Raw genomic sequence first — 15,612 nt, forward strand, 5'->3', positions numbered from 1 at the left:
ACGCCTTCGCAAAGGATTTCGCTAACCTCCAGCGTTGCAAAAGGCGTGCGAAGGGTGCGGCCAGCCCCCTTCTCCCCGTCACTATACGGGGAGAAGGTGCCGGCAGTCGGATGAGGGGCGGCGCCGGCATTAACAGAGCGGTCCTCCCCCCATGACCGCCTATCTCCTCAAGCGTCTTGCCATTGCCCTCATCACGCTGGTTCTTGCCTCGATGGTGGTCTTCGCCGTGCTGGAGATCATTCCCGGCGACCCGGCGCGGCTGATGCTGGGCATGAACGCCAGCGCCGACCAGGTCGAGTTGCTGCGCAACCAGATGGGCCTCAACGCGCCCGTTGCGCTGCGCTATCTGCACTGGGCCGGCGGCTTGCTGAGCCTCGATTTCGGCCGTTCCTACACCTATTCGGTGCCGGTCATCGACCTGGTGCGCGAGCGCATCGTCGTCTCTTTGCCGCTGGCGCTGATCGCGCTGGCGCTGTCGACCATCATTGCCATTCCGGTCGGGCTGTTTTCCGCCGGTCGGCACGGACGGGCCGGCGACACGATCGCGATGGGCGCCGCCCAGCTTGGTGTTGCCGTGCCGAACTTCTGGTTTGCGCTGATGCTGATCTACCTGTTTGCCGTCTGGCTGCGGCTGGTGCCGGCCGGCGGCTTTCCGGGCTGGAGCGCCGGCGTCTGGCCGGCGCTGAAATCGCTGGTCCTGCCGGCGATCGCGCTCGCTCTGCCGCAAGCGGCGATCCTTGCCCGCGTCACCCGTTCGGCGCTAATCGAGGTGCTGAACGAGGACTATATCCGCACTGCCCGCGCTAAGGGCCTGCCCTATCGCGCCGTTCTGTGGCGGCACGCGCTGCGCAACGCGATGATCCCGGTGCTGACCATTCTCGGCCTGCAATTCGCCTTCCTGCTCGCCGGCACCATCATCATCGAGAACGTCTTTTACCTGCCCGGCCTCGGCCGGCTGATGTTCCAGGCAATCACCCAGCGCGACCTGATCGTCGTCGAAAGCGTCGTCATGCTGCTGGTCGCCGCCGTCATCGCCGTCAACCTGCTTGTCGATCTCTCCTATGCGGTCGTCGATCCGCGCCTGAGAAGCCGCCAATGACGTCGCGCTTCGACATCCCAGAGGAAAATTTTGCCGACATCCTCGTCAAGGCTTTCACCAACCGCTCGTTCCTCACCGGCTTCGTCATCACTGCATTGGTGGCAGCGGTCGCCATCGTCTCGTTCTTCTGGACGCCTTTTGACGTCACCAGGCTGATCATCGCCGACAAGACCCAGGCACCCTCGCCGGCGCACTGGTTCGGCACCGATCATTTCGGCCGCGACATTTTTTCCATGATCATGGTCGGGGCCCGCAATTCGATCGCCGTGGCGCTGGTGGCGGTCAGTATCGGCATGGGCGTCGGCGTGCCGCTCGGCGCCCTTGCCGCGGCGCGCGGCGGCATCGTCGACGAAGCGGTGATGCGGCTCAACGATCTCGTCTTCGCCTTCCCTGCCCTGCTGTCGGCGATCATGATCACCGCCATCTTCGGCCCGGGCGCGCTCAACGCCATCATCGCCATCGGCATTTTCAACATCCCGGTCTTCGCCCGCGTCGCCCGGGCCGGCGCGCTGGCGATCTGGCCGCGCGAATTCATCCTCGCCGCGCGCGCAGCCGGCAAGGGCAAAACGCTGATCACGCTGGAGCATGTGCTGCCCAACATCGTTACCTTGCTCCTCGTGCAAGGCACCATCCAGTTCGCGCTCGGCATCCTGGCCGAAGCCGGGCTTTCCTATGTCGGGCTCGGCACACAGCCACCGATGCCGAGCTGGGGCCGGATGCTGTTCGATGCGCAGACGCGCATGGTGGCGGCGCCGTGGATGGCGATCTTTCCAGGCATGGCGATCGTCGTCACCGTGCTTGGCCTGAACCTGCTCGGCGACGGTATTGCCGACATCCTCGACCCGAAATCGCGGCGGCAGCGATGAGCCTGCTCGAAATCGAGAAATTGTCGCTGACGATCGGAGACACGCCGATCCTGAGGGATGTCGAGCTCTCCGTCGCGCCCGGCGAGGTGATGGGACTGGTCGGCGAATCCGGCTCGGGCAAATCGATCACGGCATTGACGGTGATGCGGCTTCTGCCTTGGGCAGCGCGCGCCAGCGGGCGCGTCGCCTTCGACGGCATCGACATCCTTGCGGCCAGCGAAGACCAGATGTGCGCGCTGCGCGGCGACGATATCGGCATGGTTTTCCAGGAGCCGATGACGGCGCTGAACCCGGTCAAGACCATTGGCGAGCAGGTCGCCGAAGGCATCCGCTGGCACACCAGGGCAAGCCGCGCCGACGCGGAGGACCGCGCCCGAAAAATGCTCGACCGGGTCGGACTGCCCTCAGCGCAGTTCCCGCTGTCGCGCTATCCACACGAGCTTTCCGGCGGCCAGCGCCAGCGTGTCGTCATCGCCATTGCCTGTGCGCTGAAACCAAAACTGCTGATCGCCGACGAGCCGACGACGGCGCTCGACGTCGTGCTGCAGGCGCAGATCCTCGACCTGCTGCGTGACCTGGTCGCGGAAAACCGCATGGGTCTGCTGTTGATCTCGCACGACCTCGCGGTGGTGACCGAAATGGCGGGGCGCATCACCATCCTGCGCCACGGCGAAGTGATGGAGGCCGGCGACACGGCGCGCACTTTGTCCGAGCAGCTTCATCCCTACACGCGGCAGCTGGCGCAGGCCTCGATGCATGTGCCCGCGCGTGCCAGGACGCACGAAGTCGGCCAAGACCACCCCCAGCGCCAGGCTGCGAACCCTCTTCTTCAGGTGGCCAAACCTCTTCTTCAGGTCGACAGCGTGACGCGGGACTATCCGGGACGGCGCAAATCGCTGCTGAAGCGGGTGGCCCCGATCCGCGCCGTCGACGATGTCTCGTTCTCGATTGATCCCAGGCAGTCGGTGGCGCTGGTCGGGCGTTCCGGTTGCGGCAAGTCCACGCTTGCCCGCATGGTCCTGGCGCTGGACGGGCCGACATCGGGAACGATCCGGTTTCGCGGCGAAGTCATCACCGGCAACAGCGAGGCTGAGCTCAAGCCGGCGCGCCGCGACATGCAGGTGGTGTTCCAGGACCCATACGGCTCCTTCGATCCGCGCCAGAAGGTCGAAAAACTGGTCGCCGAGCCACTGCATGTCCTGGAGAAAAGGCCGACGACTGCAGAGCGGCGCGAGATGGTGGCAAAGGCCTTGCACGAGGTCGGTCTCAGCCCACGCGACATGGACAAATATCCGCACGAATTTTCAGGCGGCCAGCGCCAGCGCCTGTCGATCGCCCGCGCGATCATCACCCGCCCCAAACTGGTCGTCGCCGACGAGCCGGTCTCGGCGCTCGACGTCTCGATCCGCGCCCAGATTCTCGATCTGTTCGCCGAGCTCAACCAGAAGCTCGGCGTTGCCTATCTGTTCATCACCCACGATCTGACCGTTGCCCGCGCCATTACCGACCAGGTGATGATCATGCATGACGGCAAGATCGTCGAGCGCGGCAGGACGAGCGCGGTTCTCGACCATCCGCAGTCCGAAGCCGCGAAGGCGCTGGTCGCTGCCGCCCCGGACCTGCACCGCGCGATTGCCCGGCGGTTACAGGAACAGGGGTGAACAGCCGACCGTTGGGACAGGCTTACTCTTCGGCCTTCACCACATCGGCTGGACTGATGTCGAGCAAGTCGAGCGTGCGGCGCAAGAGCTGCATCTCGGTCCCGGCAAGTTGCGCATCAGCCTTGGCAATCTCGGCCATATGGCGGGCAAGCAGGCTGCGCCGCTCGACGTCGAGGTCACGGAACTGGGCGATGGCCTGCGAGCCGTTGGTCTCGTAGCCGAACTCGTTGAGGTATTCGATGACGCTGTCGATGCTGGCTTCCGGAATGCCGAAGGCTTCCCGGCAGATGCGCCTGAACGCGGCCATTTCGCTCTCGCTGACCGTGCCGTCGGCGAGGATCATGCGAAACAGCATCAGCAGTTCCGCCGACAGCACAGGATCGTCCGCGACCTTGCGCACGCCGGGGTCGCCTTCGAAGATCGAACGTATCTGGTCCAGCAATGCGAATGCCATCAGCGTCCCTTTCCGATTCGTTGCAAAATAGGTAGCGCGGAATCGGCCTTGCGCAAACGGTCGGCTGTGGTTCGAACGGGGCAAATCGCTTCTGGTTTTTGAATTCGGCTCCTCAGCCTTTTCCGGGCGTTGGCGCCGCCCCTCACCTGCCTGCCGGCATCCTCTCCCCGTATAGGGACGGGGAGAGCGGCGCTGTCATCGACGGTTTCGCCAATCACCAGCGTTTACACAGGAAGAGCGCCAACGTTGAGGCCAGCCTCTTCTCCCCGTCACTATACGGGGAGAAGGTGCCGGCAGGCGGATGAGGGGCAGCGCCAACCTCGACAATTGACGGTCTCCGCCACAATCTTCCGGCGAACCCGCTGCGCCCCGCTGATTGGTGTGTGAACGGCGCGCCTGATAGGATGCGGTTGTACGAATCATGTCGGAGGAGCCACACATGAATCTCAGTGCGCCTACGCAGCTTATTTTCATCATATCCCTTGTTATCGCCATCATCGGCCTTCTCGCCGCTCTCGGCGTTTTTGCGTTCATTCCCCTGGCCTCGGTGTGGATCGTCCTCATCGCTTATATCGTGCTTGCCGGCGGCTGCCTGGTTCGCGGCGCTTAAGCCCTCGCATCTCAGGTAATTCGGAGCGCCCGGCCACAAGCCGGGCGCTTTTGATTCTGAGGGCTGGTCTGCTAGACTCCTTGGGCGGAAGGAAAGCACTCATGCCCGCCAAGTGCGAAGACGGCAGCCGACGTGAAAATCCTGGCCTCGACCGGTTCGAGATGGTGCGGCGTGCGCCCGGCCCTTGGCTCCAGGGTTCAGTCACCGACATCTGCTTCTACCGCGAAACGATGCCCGGCCGTTTCCGCAACGTCGAATATGCATCGCTGACCGTGCCGCTGGTTATCAGTTTTGCCGAACCTTTCGCCATCGGGCTCGGCAAGGAGCCGGGCGACAACGACCGCTTCGCCAGTTTCGCCGCCGGCCTCTATGCCGGTCCGGTGGTGATCGAATCCCTCGGCGGCGCCTGCTGCATCCAGGTCAATTTCACCCCGCTCGGCGCCCGACGCTTCTTCGGCCTTGCGATGAGCGAACTGACCGACCGCATGGTCGGCCTCGACGATGTGCTCGGGATTGAAGGCGTCGCGCTGCGCGAAAGACTTGGCAATGCGCACGGCTGGAGCGCACGTTTTGCCATCGTCGAGACGTTCGTCGCCGCGCGGCTGACTGAGGCCCGCGAAACGCAGGCCGAAATCGCCTGGGCCTATGACCGGATCATCGTCTCGGGCGGCCGCATTCGCGTCTCATCGCTGGCCGACAGGCTGGGCTGGAGCCGCAAGCATCTTGCGGGAAAATTTTCCGATACGATCGGCGTCGGCCCCAAGACGCTGTCACGCATCGTCCGCTTTAACCGGGCGCTCGCCCTGTCAAGGCAGGGCAAATCCGATTGGGCTGATATCGCCGCCGATTGCGGCTATGCCGATCAGGCGCATCTGGTGCGCGAATTCCGCGACCTTGCCGGCGAAACGCCGACGGCGCTAGCCGCCCAGGCGTAGACGCGCAGGGCTCTTTTCAGGCGCACAAGTAACATTTCTTCAAGACGTGGGAACAGCCTTCGCCCAGACTGGATTATCGTCCAATCCAATTGAAGGAGATCGTCATGACCATGTCAGTCGAACCGCCCAGGCTCTATCCCACCTTGCGCTACCGCAATGCCGCGAAAATGATCGACTGGCTGGGTGAAGCCTTCGGCTTTGGCGTTCATGCCCGCTACGGCGAAGGCGACATTGTCCAACACGCCGAACTGACTTTCGGCTCCTCGATGATCATGCTGGGCACTGCACGCGACGACAAGTTTGGCCAAATGATCGGCGCACCGGGCCCGGGTGGCGGCAAATCGATCTATGTTGCCGTCGACGATGCCGATGCCGCTTATGCCAGAGCCAAGAAGGCCGGCGCCGAAATACTGGAAGAGCTCACCGACCGCGACTATGGCAGCCGTGAGTTCATCTGCAGCGATCCGGAAGGCAATGTCTGGTCGTTCGGCACCTATTGGCCGAAGGTTGGCGAAAAGGCGTGAACTGGTAACGCTGCACAGGAGTGGACCATAGACGTTCGGAATTGGCCGAAGCCTCCCAACTTCGTCTTCCCTGGGCGAAGCAGGAGCGAAGCTCCGTCGCGGAGACCCTGGGATCCATGCCGTAGCCTTAACCGAAGAGTGCAGCGGAGCAGAATTCTGCACTGCTGCAGCGCTCTGAAGTCGCGGCATGGATCCTGGGGTCTGCGCCGCGTCGCTTCGCTCCTTGCTCCGCCCCAGGATGACGAAGCGGTGGGCGTTTCCGCTAATCGCCAAGGTATGCAGTCAGTCAACGCCAGCACATCTGGCCTGTCAAAACTCCTTCGCCGAGGAGCTACCGCGCCAAACCAAAAATCGCGTCGCAGTCGAGGTGGGTTTCCAGCTCGGCTGCGATCTCGTCGAGCGCCCGTTCTACCTCGGCGCGATAATTGATGCCGCCGCCTTTGACGCCGAGATTTTCCAGGAATTTCGCCCGAAAAGCGTCGGCGGAAAACAGCCCGTGCAGATAGGTGCCCGACACCTTGCCGTCGGCCGAGACGGCGCCGTCGTCGGCGCCGTTGATGACGGCGGATGGCCGCAGCGTGTCCGGACCGGTGGTGCGGCCGAGATGGATCTCGTAGCCTTCGAGCGGCAGGTCGAACTGCAGCGAGCGCGCGCTGACATTGCGCACCGTCTTTTCCGGCTCCATCACCGTTTCGACGTCGAGCAGGCCGAGCCCGTCGGTCTCGGTAACGCTGCCTTCGATGCCGTCGGGATCGCGCACGACACGGCCGAGCATCTGGAAGCCGCCGCAGATGCCGACGACATGGCCGCCGCGCTTGCGATGGGCAAGCAGGTCGCGATCCCAGCCATTGTCGCGAAATTTCAGGAGATCGCCGACCGTCGACTTGGAGCCGGGAATGATCACCAGCCCGGCGTCCTCGGGCAAGTGCTGGCCGGGGGGCACGAAGACGACCTCGACCTGCGGCTCGGCCTTGAGCGGGTCGAGGTCGTCGAAATTGGCGATGCGCGAAAGCATCGGCACGGCGACCTTCAACGCGCGCTTCTCGCCTGACGCCAGGCGTTCGAGGACCACGGAATCTTCCGAGGGCAGCCGCGCCGCTGCTTTCAACCACGGCACGACGCCGAAGCAGCGCCAGCCCGTGAATGTCTCGATCGCCTTGATGCCGTCGTCGAACAGCGAGACATCGCCGCGGAACTTGTTGATGAGATAGCCGACGATCATGCGCCGGTCCTCTTCCGGCAGGATCAGATGGGTGCCGGCGACCGAGGCGATGACGCCGCCGCGATCGATGTCGCCGACGAGGATCACCGGCACGTCAGCGCGCGTCGCAAAGCCCATATTGGCAATGTCGCGGCTCCTGAGATTGATCTCGGCCGGCGAGCCGGCGCCCTCGACGATGACGAGGTCGGCACCCTCGCCGACCTTGGCCCAGGAGTCGAGCACGGCATCCATCAGCCGGGCTTTCAGCCCCTGGTAGTCGCGTGCCCGCGCCTCGCCGAACACCTTGCCCTGCACCACCACTTGCGCGCCGATATCGGTCTGCGGCTTGAGCAGCACCGGGTTCATATGGACGGTGGGCACAACGCCACAGGCGATCGCCTGCAGCCATTGGGCGCGGCCGATCTCGCCGGCGAGTTTGTCGCCCGGTATATTGGCGACGGCGGCGTTGTTCGACATGTTCTGCGGCTTGAACGGCCGCACGCTCAGCCCACGCTTTTTCGCCGCGCGACAGAGGCCCGCGACCAGCACCGTCTTGCCGACATCGGAGCCTGTGCCCTGCAGCATGATCGCCTTGGCGGCCATTAATTCCTGTCCTGTGAAACGGTGCCGCTGATCGTGGATTTCGCGGCCAATGGTCCGCCGCGCCAGATGTAGAGCGCCAGCAGAGGCTCCTTGCCGGTGCGCATAGCGTGGCTGACATCAGAGGCATGGTGGATCACCTCACCCGCCTCCCGCCTGCGAAAATCGCCTTCGCCCATGCGCCAATCCGTGCCGCCGGTCAGCGGAATGTATATCTCCTCGGCGACATGATGGTGGTCGGGATAGACGATTTCGGGCCCGAGGATCAGCAGACCGGCCGCAACCTCGTCGTTGACGAAATGGCCGCGCGTGCCGAAGACCTCCAGCCAGCCGTAATTGTCGATGAATGTCTTGCCGAAATCCGCCTCGCTGTAGGTCTGCCCCCAGCGCAGATCGCCGCGACGCTCCGCAAGCAGCCGCGCCAGCGGCTGAGCGTCGGCCGGAGCGAGCTCGACGATGCGGTCGAGCTGGCGCAGGCAGGCCAGCGGGTGCGGCTCGAGCGGACGCGCCGGCATGGCCCAGCCGATCCGGGCCACGGCATCGCGCACCAGCGCACCATCGAATGTTTCGAGAGTGGCGTGGAACCGCTCGAGCAGTTCATCGAAATTTGTCGTCACTTTTTGCCCCAGACACGCATTCTCACACAGCCGCTGCCCAGATGGTTGGATGGAGATGGTCGGCTTGCGCGGCGGCATCATTGGTCTAGATTGAACCGCGCGCAAAGCCAAAAACGACAGGCCAGCAGGCCGAAGAACATCAGGGAGGACGCCATGGACGCCGCTGTCAATGCGGGCAGCAGCCAGTTCGAACTCAACGAGGACCAGCGCGCCATCCAGCAAATGGCCGAGGCCTTCGCTGCCGATCGCGTTGCGCCGAACGCGCTCGACTGGGACCGCAACAAGCATTTTCCGGCAGACGTGATCCGCGAGACAGGCCCGCTCGGCCTCGGCGGCATCTATGTCAGTGACGATGTCGGCGGCTCAGCGCTCGGCCGGCTCGACGCAGTGCTGATCTTCGAGGCGCTTTCGCGCGCCGATCCGGCCTTTTCCTCCTTCATCTCGATCCACAATATGGTGGCGTCGATGATCGATCGCTTCGGCAATGACGAGCAGCGCCAGCACTTCCTGCCGAAGCTGACTTCGATGGAGTGGCTGGCGAGCTATTGCCTGACCGAGCCGGGTTCGGGATCGGATGCGGCGGCGCTGAAGACGCGCGCGATGAAGAGCGGCGGCGACTACGTGCTGAACGGCGTCAAGCAGTTCATCTCGGGCGCCGGCGACAGCGACCTCTATGTCGTCATGGCGCGCACCGGCGCCGACGGGCCGAAGGGCATTTCGACCTTCGTCGTGCCGAAAGATGCGCCCGGCCTGTCTTTCGGCGCCAACGAGCAAAAGATGGGCTGGCACATGCAGTCGACCCGTCAGGTCGTCTTCGAGGACTGCAAGGTGCCGGCGCAAAACCTGCTCTCGGACGAAGGTGCCGGCTTCGGCATAGCCATGGCCGGGCTCGACGGCGGCCGGCTCAACATCGCCGCCTGTTCGCTGGGCGGCGCGCAATCGGCGCTCGACAAGGCGCTGTCCTACACCGCCGAACGCAAGGCCTTCGGAGCCAAGATCAACCAGTTCCAGGCGCTGCAATTCAAGCTGGCCGACATGGAGACCGAGCTGCAGGCTGCACGGATATTTCTCTACGCCGCTGCCTCGAAGCTCGACCGCAAGGCCCCGGATGCCTCAAAATGGTCGGCTATGGCCAAGCGCTTCGTCACCGACATCGGCTTCAACGTTGCCAACGACGCGCTGCAACTGCATGGCGGCTATGGGTATCTGCACGATTACGGCATCGAGAAGCTAGTGCGGGATCTGCGCGTCCACCAGATTCTTGAAGGCACCAACGAGATCATGCGAGTCATCATCGCACGCGCCCTGATCGGGCGGTAGGCGGTAGGCAGTAGGCAGTAGGCAGTAGGCAGTAGGCAGTAGCAGTAGCAGTAGCAGTAGCAGTAGCAGTAGCAGTAGCAGTAGCAGAAAAATGACCGGCAGGATCAATTCGTACAAGGATCTTATCGTATGGCAGCAGGCGATAGATCTGGCGCATGATCAAGCTTATCAGGTGCTGTTAGCGACCTAGGGCACGGAAAATGCTTCGCCAACTTATCAGCAAACTAGCGCCCGATTAGGCTGCCTACTGCCTAACTGCTGCCTACTGCCTTACCCAAACCACGGAGTGCCATTATGACCACCATCGCCTTCATCGGCCTCGGCAATATGGGCAATCCGATGGCAGCCAACCTCGTCAAGGCGGGATATGCCGTTCACGGCTTCGACCTGATGCCGGAAAATCTCGTCATCGCCAAGGAGCATGGGGTCGTCGTCATGGCCAATGCCGTTGCCGCGGTGAAGGAGGCCGATGTGGTTATCACCATGCTGCCGGCCGGCAAACACGTTCTGTCGGTCTATGAGGACATCGCGCCAAAGGCGAAAAAAGGCGCGCTGTTCGTCGATTCCTCGACCATCGACGTCGAATCGGCACGAAAAGCCCACGCCATTGCCGCCAGACATAAGCTTCTGTCGATCGACGCGCCGGTTTCCGGCGGCACCGGCGGCGCCACCGCCGGCACGCTGACCTTCATGGCCGGTGGCTCGAAGGAAGCCTTCGCCAAGGCCGAACCAATCCTCAAGCCGATGGCCGGCCGCATCGTCCATTGCGGCGACGACGGCGCCGGACAGGCGGCGAAGATCTGCAACAACATGATTTTGGGCATTTCGATGATCGGCGTCGCCGAAGCCTTCGTTCTGGCGGAAAAGCTCGGCCTGTCGCATCAGGCGCTGTTCGACGTCGCCTCGACCTCCTCCGGCCAGTGCTGGTCGCTGACCACCTACTGCCCGGTCCCCGGCCCGGTGCCGACATCGCCGGCCAACAATGGCTACAGGCCGGGGTTTGCCGCGGCACTGATGCTGAAAGACCTGAAACTGTCGCAGGAAGCCGCGCAAAGCGCCGGTGCGGTGACGCCGCTCGGCGCCGAGGCCGCCCAGCTTTATGCGCTGTTCAACGCTCAGGGACATGCCGGCGCCGACTTCTCCGGCATCATAAATTTCCTGCGCGGTACCCCGGCGTAATGCAGGTCGCCCAAAGGCTTGGGCTTAACCCCCCAAGGGTGCGCAAAGCGTGCGCAGCAGACGCGACCCGCTTTAAGTCTCGAACTCGACCGGCTTTCGGTTTCCGGCAAAGAAACATCGAAATTTAGATTTGATTAAACTATCGATAACCACCCGGTAACGATGTCCCTGTAGAACGGAGTGCGAGGCGGCATATCGCATCCGCCCGGCGCTCCGGATCAGGTCTCGCGTCCCGGAGCCCGTAAGTTTCGCCAAGTGTTCAGTCAGCGAAGCGCCATGCGTATCTGGCAAAGCCGCGTTCCCGATGGAGCGCGGTTTTTGCGTTTCTGCACCACGCGTCCGCATCGAAGGTCAGGACTTGGTCGACAGCCGGCGAAAATTGGCCTTTACGGCACGGCTGGCCGGCTTTAGTGCCGCGCTGATCGACCGCTCCACCGCAATACCGTTGAACAGGGACGGCGTGCGGCCGGAAAAAACCTCAGGCCAAAAGCGCGATGCCGACTGCAGCAGCGCCAGTTGGGCCGCAAACGCGCCCTCGACCATAGCGACGGTCTTCTCGTTCACCGCCTGTGTGGCCTCGACGCCCCAGCTCTGACCCTTTCGTGCGTCCGCTGCCATCAGCGGCAAACGCATCATCGCCACCAATGGTGCCAGCATCAGATCACGACCTATCGCCGCCGCTCGACGGCTCTTGACAGTCTTTTTCATTGAAATCCAAACCCCATTGTGGCCGGTATGGCCGGCACCAGAATATTACGCGCGGCGAGGCTATTTGTTCCTTCGACACAATCGCATTGCATTTGGGGGGCGCCCTTTCCGAAAGGCGCCCCGCCATTTGCCTTACCGCTTGCGCAAATCGGCTTTTGCCAGATCAAGTGCCTTGGCGATGCGGCCGCAGGCCATGTCGATCGTCTCGCGCGTCCAGATCAGCGGCGGCGACAGGATCATCGTGTCGCCGGTGGCGCGCAGCATCATGCCCTGGGCAATTGCGTGGTCGCGGACAAGCACCGCCGCGCTCCCGGCCGGCAGGAAGCGCTCCTTGGTCGCCTTGTCCCGAACGATCTCGATCGCCGCCATCAGCCCGATCGAGCGCACCTCGCCGACCAGATCGTGCCCGCCGATATGCTCCTGCAGCGCCTTGGCGAAATAGGGTCCGGTGTCGTTCCTGACCCGATCGACCAAACCTTCCCGCTCGATGATCTCGAGGTTCTTCAGCGCCACGGCGCAGGCCACGGGGTGGCCGGCATAAGTATAGCCGTGATTGAACTCGCCGCCCTTCTCGACCAGCGTCGCGGCGATGCGGTCACCGACCAGCAGCGCCGACAGCGGCTGATAGCCGGAGGTCAGCGCCTTGGCGGTGGTGATCGTATCGGGCTCGATGTCGAATGTCTGCGCCGCGAACCACTCGCCGGTGCGGCCATAGCCGGTGATGACCTCGTCGAGCATCAGCAGGATATCGTATTTGCGACAGATCCGCTGCACTTCCGGCCAATAGCTCATCGGCGGTATCTTCACGCCGCCTGCTCCCATCACCGGCTCGCCGATGAACGCGGCGACCTTGTCGGCGCCGGCTTCGAGGATGGCATCCTCGACGGCCTTGGCCGCGCGCAGGCCGAAATCATGGTCGCTTTCGCCGGGCAGAGCCAGCTCATAGGCATAAGGCATCATCACATGGACGATATTGGGAACCGCGCCGTTGAGCTGCTTGTGCATCGGCTCCATGCCGCCCAGCGACGTGCCGGCGATGGTCGAGCCGTGATAGGCGCTCTTGCGCGAGATGATGCGGTTCTTCTCCGGCTGGCCTTCCAATGCCCAATAGTGGCGGACGAGGCGCAGCGCAGTGTCGTTGGCCTCCGAGCCGGACGAGCCGTAGATGACCTGGTTGACGTGCTTCGGCGCCAGCTCCGCCAGCTTTTTGGCCAGCAGCACCGGTGTCGGGGCCGAGCATTTGAAGAAGGAATTGTAATAGGGCAGTTCCTTCATCTGGGCGTAGGCCGCTTCGGCCAGCTCATCGCGGCCGTAACCGATGTTGACGCACCATAGCCCGGCCATGCCGTCGAGGATTTCCGTGCCTTCGGAATCGTAGATGAACGGCCCGTTGGCGTGGGTGATGATGCGTGAGCCGGCCTCGCGCATCTCCTTGTGGTCGGTGAACGGATGCAGGTGATGCGCAGCATCGATCTGCTGAAGCTGCTTCAGCGAATAATTCTGATAGGTCATGTCCGATGTTTCCTCTTGAACCAATCCGGCGTTTTGCTGCCGGGGCGGATTCGTCAGAGGAAGGCGGGCGGCGAATAGCCGATGCGGGCGCAAAGCCGCAAAAGCTCGGCGCGAAGCGTGCGCGGCGACGGCGTCACCGCCACCCCAAGCGCGCGACATATCTGCATCCGAGCCATGGCAGCATCTTAGGCGGTTCGATGCGACCAGTTCAAGCCGTTACGTTCAAGTCGTTCCATTCAAGCAACGCCGGTCAGGGCCCGTTGCAGAAAAACATATTTCATCGCCGCCTGTGCCGCTTGTGGCCGGCGATCGCCGCGCCCGCCATGGCCGCCCTCGGTCTCCTCGAAGAACAGCGTCTTCGCGTGGCCGGCAGCCTGCAGCCGCGCCGCCATCTTGCGCGCATGGCCGGGATGGACGCGGTCGTCGGCGGTCGATGTCGTCAGCAGCACCGGCGGATAGGCGGTGTCGGGCTCGACATGCTGATAAGGCGAGTAAGCCGCCAGCCACGCGGCCTCTTCAGGCTTCGCCGGATCGCCATATTCGGCCATCCAGGATGCGCCGGGCGGCAGCTCGGTATAGCGCAGCATGTCGAGCAGCGGCACGTCGATGATCACCGCGCCGAAAAGCTCGGGATGCTGGGTCAGCGAAACGCCGGTCAGCAGGCCGCCATTCGAGCCGCCCTGGATGCCGAGCGTCGGCGGCGCGGCGATGCCGCGTTTCACCAGGTCTTGCGCGACCGCTACAAAATCGTCGAAGGCGTTCTGGCGATTGGCCTTGAGCGCGGCCTGGTGCCAGTTCGGGCCGAACTCGCCGCCGCCGCGGATATTGGCCTGCACATAGGCATTGCCTTTTTCCAGCCACAGCTGGCCGCGCACGCCGGCATAGCCTGGCAGCAACGGCACTTCGAAGCCGCCATAACCGTAAAGCAGCGTCGGCACCGGCCCGTCCTGGTCGCGCCGCCTGACGACGAAATAAGGAATTTTGGTGCCGTCCTTCGAGCGTGCCTCGAACTGTTCCGAGACCAGCGACGACGCGTCGAAACGCGCCGGCTGCGATTTCACCGTTGCCAGCGTCGCAGCATTGTCGTCCGACCAGATGATCGAGCTCGGCGTCAGGAAATCGGTGAAGGAGAAGGACACGCTGGAGCCGAAACGCTCGGCGTGGCTGATGCCGACACTGCCGTTTTCGGGCAGCGCCACCGGATGCAGCGACCAGCCGCTGCCGCTGCGATCGCAGGCGACGACCTTGCCGCGCACATTGTCCATCAGGCTGATGAACAACCGGTCCCGCGTGCGGGCAATGCCGGCGATCGAGACACGATCCGCCGGCGCGAGCACGGTCTCGACAGGTCCGAGCGCATTGGTCTCGATCCAGCCAACGAAGTCCAGCGAATAGAGGCCATCAGGCTTGCACAGCGTGCCGTCCGGCGCCGTCCACGGGCTGCGCACCCCAAAGACGAGCTGATCCCTGAACAGCACTGTGTCAGTCACATCTTCCGGCAACGGGATGCGCCTGTTTTCACCGGAGGGCAGACGCAGAAAACTGTGCGAGGCAAAGAAATCGAGCGTCCTGCTCAGCAACAGATGACGCTTGTCGCCGTCGAATTCGAGGGAACCGCCGGCGGCGAGATCCTGCTTCTGCGCCTCGAAGATCGGCGTCGCATCCTCCAGCCGGGTGCCGCGCTGCCACAGCTTGACGATGCGCGGATAACCAGACTGGGTCTTTTCGTCCTCTTCGAAGGCAGCCGAGACGATGACCGTGTCCTTGTCCAACCAGTTGAAGCTCGACTTCGAGGCGGGCGCGCAAAAACCGCCCTCGACGAAGGACTTGCTGTCGATGTCGAATTCGCGCATTTCGCTGGCGTCGCCGCCATCCGGCGACAGGCTGAGCAGGCAGCGGCTGAAATCAGGGTAAAGCCGGTTGGCGCCGCTGAATACCCATTTCACGCCCTCTTTCGCGGACAGGCTGTCGAAGTCGATGATCGTCTGCCAATCCGGCTTCTCGGTCTTGTAGGAAGCGACCGCAGTGCGCCGCCAGAGGCCGAGCACGTTGGTCTTGTCCTGCCAGAAATTATAGACGTGGCGGTTGAGCGCAGACCCGACCGCAATGTTGTCTTCTGCGGTCATCAGGTCGAGCGCGGTTTGGAAATAGGTCTGGTAAGACGGATCGCCCTGCAACTCGTCGACCGTGATCTCGTTCTGACGGTGAACCCAGTCGAGCGTTTCCTTGCCCGTTCTGTCCTCCAGCCAGAGAAAGGGATCGTCAGTCGCCGAATTCGGCCGCGTCTTTGTGCTCGACTTGGTCATGTGGTCTCCGGTTGAATCAG

Annotated in this window: 15 protein-coding genes; 8 read left to right on the forward strand and 7 right to left on the reverse strand. The window is 63.3% G+C overall.

The genetic code is table 11. The features are described 5' to 3' along the window. Window positions 1–151 precede the first annotated feature (151 nt). Genes NMG70_RS21545 through NMG70_RS21555 form a run of 3 tightly spaced genes read left to right on the forward strand, consistent with a single transcriptional unit; the run spans window position 152 to window position 3,626 of the window. Window positions 152–1,099, forward strand: coding sequence for an ABC transporter permease (locus NMG70_RS21545; RefSeq protein WP_254026394.1), 948 nt, complete (start codon window positions 152–154; stop codon window positions 1,097–1,099). Beyond that, the gene (locus NMG70_RS21550; RefSeq protein ID WP_254026395.1) at window positions 1,096–1,965 is read left to right on the forward strand and encodes an ABC transporter permease; all 870 of its coding nucleotides are present in this window, start codon (window positions 1,096–1,098) and stop codon (window positions 1,963–1,965) included. The genes NMG70_RS21545 and NMG70_RS21550 overlap by 4 nt, the downstream gene beginning before the upstream one ends. After that, on the forward strand, window positions 1,962–3,626 hold the full coding sequence (locus NMG70_RS21555) for an ABC transporter ATP-binding protein (protein ID WP_254026396.1): 1,665 nt from the start codon (window positions 1,962–1,964) through the stop codon (window positions 3,624–3,626). Before NMG70_RS21550 ends, NMG70_RS21555 begins: the two co-directional genes overlap by 4 nt. A gap of 22 nt (window positions 3,627–3,648) precedes the next feature. Here NMG70_RS21555 and NMG70_RS21560 read toward each other — a convergent pair whose 3' ends face one another. Beyond that, window positions 3,649–4,080: a TerB family tellurite resistance protein gene (locus NMG70_RS21560; RefSeq protein ID WP_254026397.1), complete on the reverse strand. Its 432-nt coding sequence runs from the start codon at window positions 4,078–4,080 to the stop codon at window positions 3,649–3,651. A gap of 439 nt (window positions 4,081–4,519) precedes the next feature. Between NMG70_RS21560 and NMG70_RS21565 the strand changes: the two genes are divergently transcribed. The 3 genes from NMG70_RS21565 (at window position 4,520) to NMG70_RS21575 (ending at window position 6,149) form a co-directional block, all read left to right on the forward strand. Then, entirely contained in the window at window positions 4,520–4,690 is a 171-nt protein-coding gene (locus NMG70_RS21565; protein WP_254019239.1) for a hypothetical protein, read from the forward strand. Window positions 4,691–4,791: 101 nt separating this feature from the next. Next, complete coding sequence (locus NMG70_RS21570) at window positions 4,792–5,625, forward strand: helix-turn-helix domain-containing protein (protein WP_254026398.1); 834 nt, start codon at window positions 4,792–4,794, stop codon at window positions 5,623–5,625. A gap of 104 nt (window positions 5,626–5,729) precedes the next feature. Continuing rightward, complete coding sequence (locus tag NMG70_RS21575) at window positions 5,730–6,149, forward strand: VOC family protein (protein WP_254026399.1); 420 nt, start codon at window positions 5,730–5,732, stop codon at window positions 6,147–6,149. A gap of 331 nt (window positions 6,150–6,480) precedes the next feature. On the opposite strand, the gene NMG70_RS21580 is transcribed toward NMG70_RS21575, so the two are convergent. Together NMG70_RS21580 and NMG70_RS21585 are read right to left on the reverse strand one after the other, a co-directional pair. Then, entirely contained in the window at window positions 6,481–7,953 is a 1,473-nt protein-coding gene (locus NMG70_RS21580) for a cobyric acid synthase (protein ID WP_254026400.1), read from the reverse strand. Further along, window positions 7,953–8,567 carry a dimethylsulfonioproprionate lyase family protein gene (locus NMG70_RS21585; RefSeq protein WP_254026401.1) on the reverse strand — a complete coding sequence of 205 codons (615 nt, stop codon included), beginning with the start codon at window positions 8,565–8,567 and terminating at the stop codon, window positions 7,953–7,955. The genes NMG70_RS21580 and NMG70_RS21585 overlap by 1 nt, the downstream gene beginning before the upstream one ends. A 153-nt stretch (window positions 8,568–8,720) precedes the next feature. On the opposite strand from NMG70_RS21585, the gene NMG70_RS21590 reads away from it, so the two are divergent. Together NMG70_RS21590 and mmsB are read left to right on the forward strand one after the other, a co-directional pair. Further along, window positions 8,721–9,887, forward strand: coding sequence for an isobutyryl-CoA dehydrogenase (locus tag NMG70_RS21590; protein WP_254026402.1), 1,167 nt, complete (start codon window positions 8,721–8,723; stop codon window positions 9,885–9,887). A 294-nt stretch (window positions 9,888–10,181) separates the two neighbouring features. Continuing rightward, window positions 10,182–11,066: a 3-hydroxyisobutyrate dehydrogenase gene (gene mmsB / locus NMG70_RS21595; RefSeq protein ID WP_254026403.1), complete on the forward strand. Its 885-nt coding sequence runs from the start codon at window positions 10,182–10,184 to the stop codon at window positions 11,064–11,066. A 351-nt stretch (window positions 11,067–11,417) separates the two neighbouring features. On the opposite strand, the gene NMG70_RS21600 is transcribed toward mmsB, so the two are convergent. From NMG70_RS21600 to NMG70_RS21615, 4 genes are all read right to left on the reverse strand, one after another. Next, window positions 11,418–11,774 carry a hypothetical protein gene (locus NMG70_RS21600; protein WP_254026404.1) on the reverse strand — a complete coding sequence of 119 codons (357 nt, stop codon included), beginning with the start codon at window positions 11,772–11,774 and terminating at the stop codon, window positions 11,418–11,420. 132 nt (window positions 11,775–11,906) lie between these two features. Continuing rightward, entirely contained in the window at window positions 11,907–13,286 is a 1,380-nt protein-coding gene (locus NMG70_RS21605; protein ID WP_254026405.1) for an aspartate aminotransferase family protein, read from the reverse strand. Between the two features lie 53 nt (window positions 13,287–13,339). Next, window positions 13,340–13,462: a capsid protein gene (locus NMG70_RS21610; RefSeq protein WP_254026406.1), complete on the reverse strand. Its 123-nt coding sequence runs from the start codon at window positions 13,460–13,462 to the stop codon at window positions 13,340–13,342. 60 nt (window positions 13,463–13,522) lie between these two features. Next, window positions 13,523–15,592, reverse strand: a complete 2,070-nt coding sequence (locus NMG70_RS21615; protein ID WP_254026407.1) for a prolyl oligopeptidase family serine peptidase — start codon at window positions 15,590–15,592, stop codon at window positions 13,523–13,525. Between the last annotated feature and the right edge of the window lie 20 nt (window positions 15,593–15,612).

Source organism: Mesorhizobium ventifaucium, assembly GCF_935822925.1.
Classification (GTDB): Bacteria; Pseudomonadota; Alphaproteobacteria; order Rhizobiales; family Rhizobiaceae; genus Mesorhizobium; species Mesorhizobium ventifaucium.

Excerpts from the sequence above, each read along its gene's own strand:
- NMG70_RS21550 (WP_254026395.1), top strand. The coding sequence starts at position 1,096 with ATGACGTCGCGCTTCGACATCCCAGAGGAAAATTTTGCCGACATCCTC.
- NMG70_RS21560 (WP_254026397.1), bottom strand. The coding sequence starts at position 4,080 with ATGGCATTCGCATTGCTGGACCAGATACGTTCGATCTTCGAAGGCGAC.
- NMG70_RS21615 (WP_254026407.1), bottom strand. The coding sequence starts at position 15,592 with ATGACCAAGTCGAGCACAAAGACGCGGCCGAATTCGGCGACTGACGAT.
- mmsB (WP_254026403.1), top strand. The coding sequence starts at position 10,182 with ATGACCACCATCGCCTTCATCGGCCTCGGCAATATGGGCAATCCGATG.
- NMG70_RS21555 (WP_254026396.1), top strand. The coding sequence starts at position 1,962 with ATGAGCCTGCTCGAAATCGAGAAATTGTCGCTGACGATCGGAGACACG.
- NMG70_RS21565 (WP_254019239.1), top strand. The coding sequence starts at position 4,520 with ATGAATCTCAGTGCGCCTACGCAGCTTATTTTCATCATATCCCTTGTT.
- NMG70_RS21600 (WP_254026404.1), bottom strand. The coding sequence starts at position 11,774 with ATGAAAAAGACTGTCAAGAGCCGTCGAGCGGCGGCGATAGGTCGTGAT.
- NMG70_RS21590 (WP_254026402.1), top strand. The coding sequence starts at position 8,721 with ATGGACGCCGCTGTCAATGCGGGCAGCAGCCAGTTCGAACTCAACGAG.
- NMG70_RS21545 (WP_254026394.1), top strand. The coding sequence starts at position 152 with ATGACCGCCTATCTCCTCAAGCGTCTTGCCATTGCCCTCATCACGCTG.
- NMG70_RS21575 (WP_254026399.1), top strand. The coding sequence starts at position 5,730 with ATGACCATGTCAGTCGAACCGCCCAGGCTCTATCCCACCTTGCGCTAC.
- NMG70_RS21580 (WP_254026400.1), bottom strand. The coding sequence starts at position 7,953 with ATGGCCGCCAAGGCGATCATGCTGCAGGGCACAGGCTCCGATGTCGGC.
- NMG70_RS21570 (WP_254026398.1), top strand. The coding sequence starts at position 4,792 with ATGCCCGCCAAGTGCGAAGACGGCAGCCGACGTGAAAATCCTGGCCTC.
- NMG70_RS21610 (WP_254026406.1), bottom strand. The coding sequence starts at position 13,462 with ATGGCTCGGATGCAGATATGTCGCGCGCTTGGGGTGGCGGTGACGCCG.
- NMG70_RS21605 (WP_254026405.1), bottom strand. The coding sequence starts at position 13,286 with ATGACCTATCAGAATTATTCGCTGAAGCAGCTTCAGCAGATCGATGCT.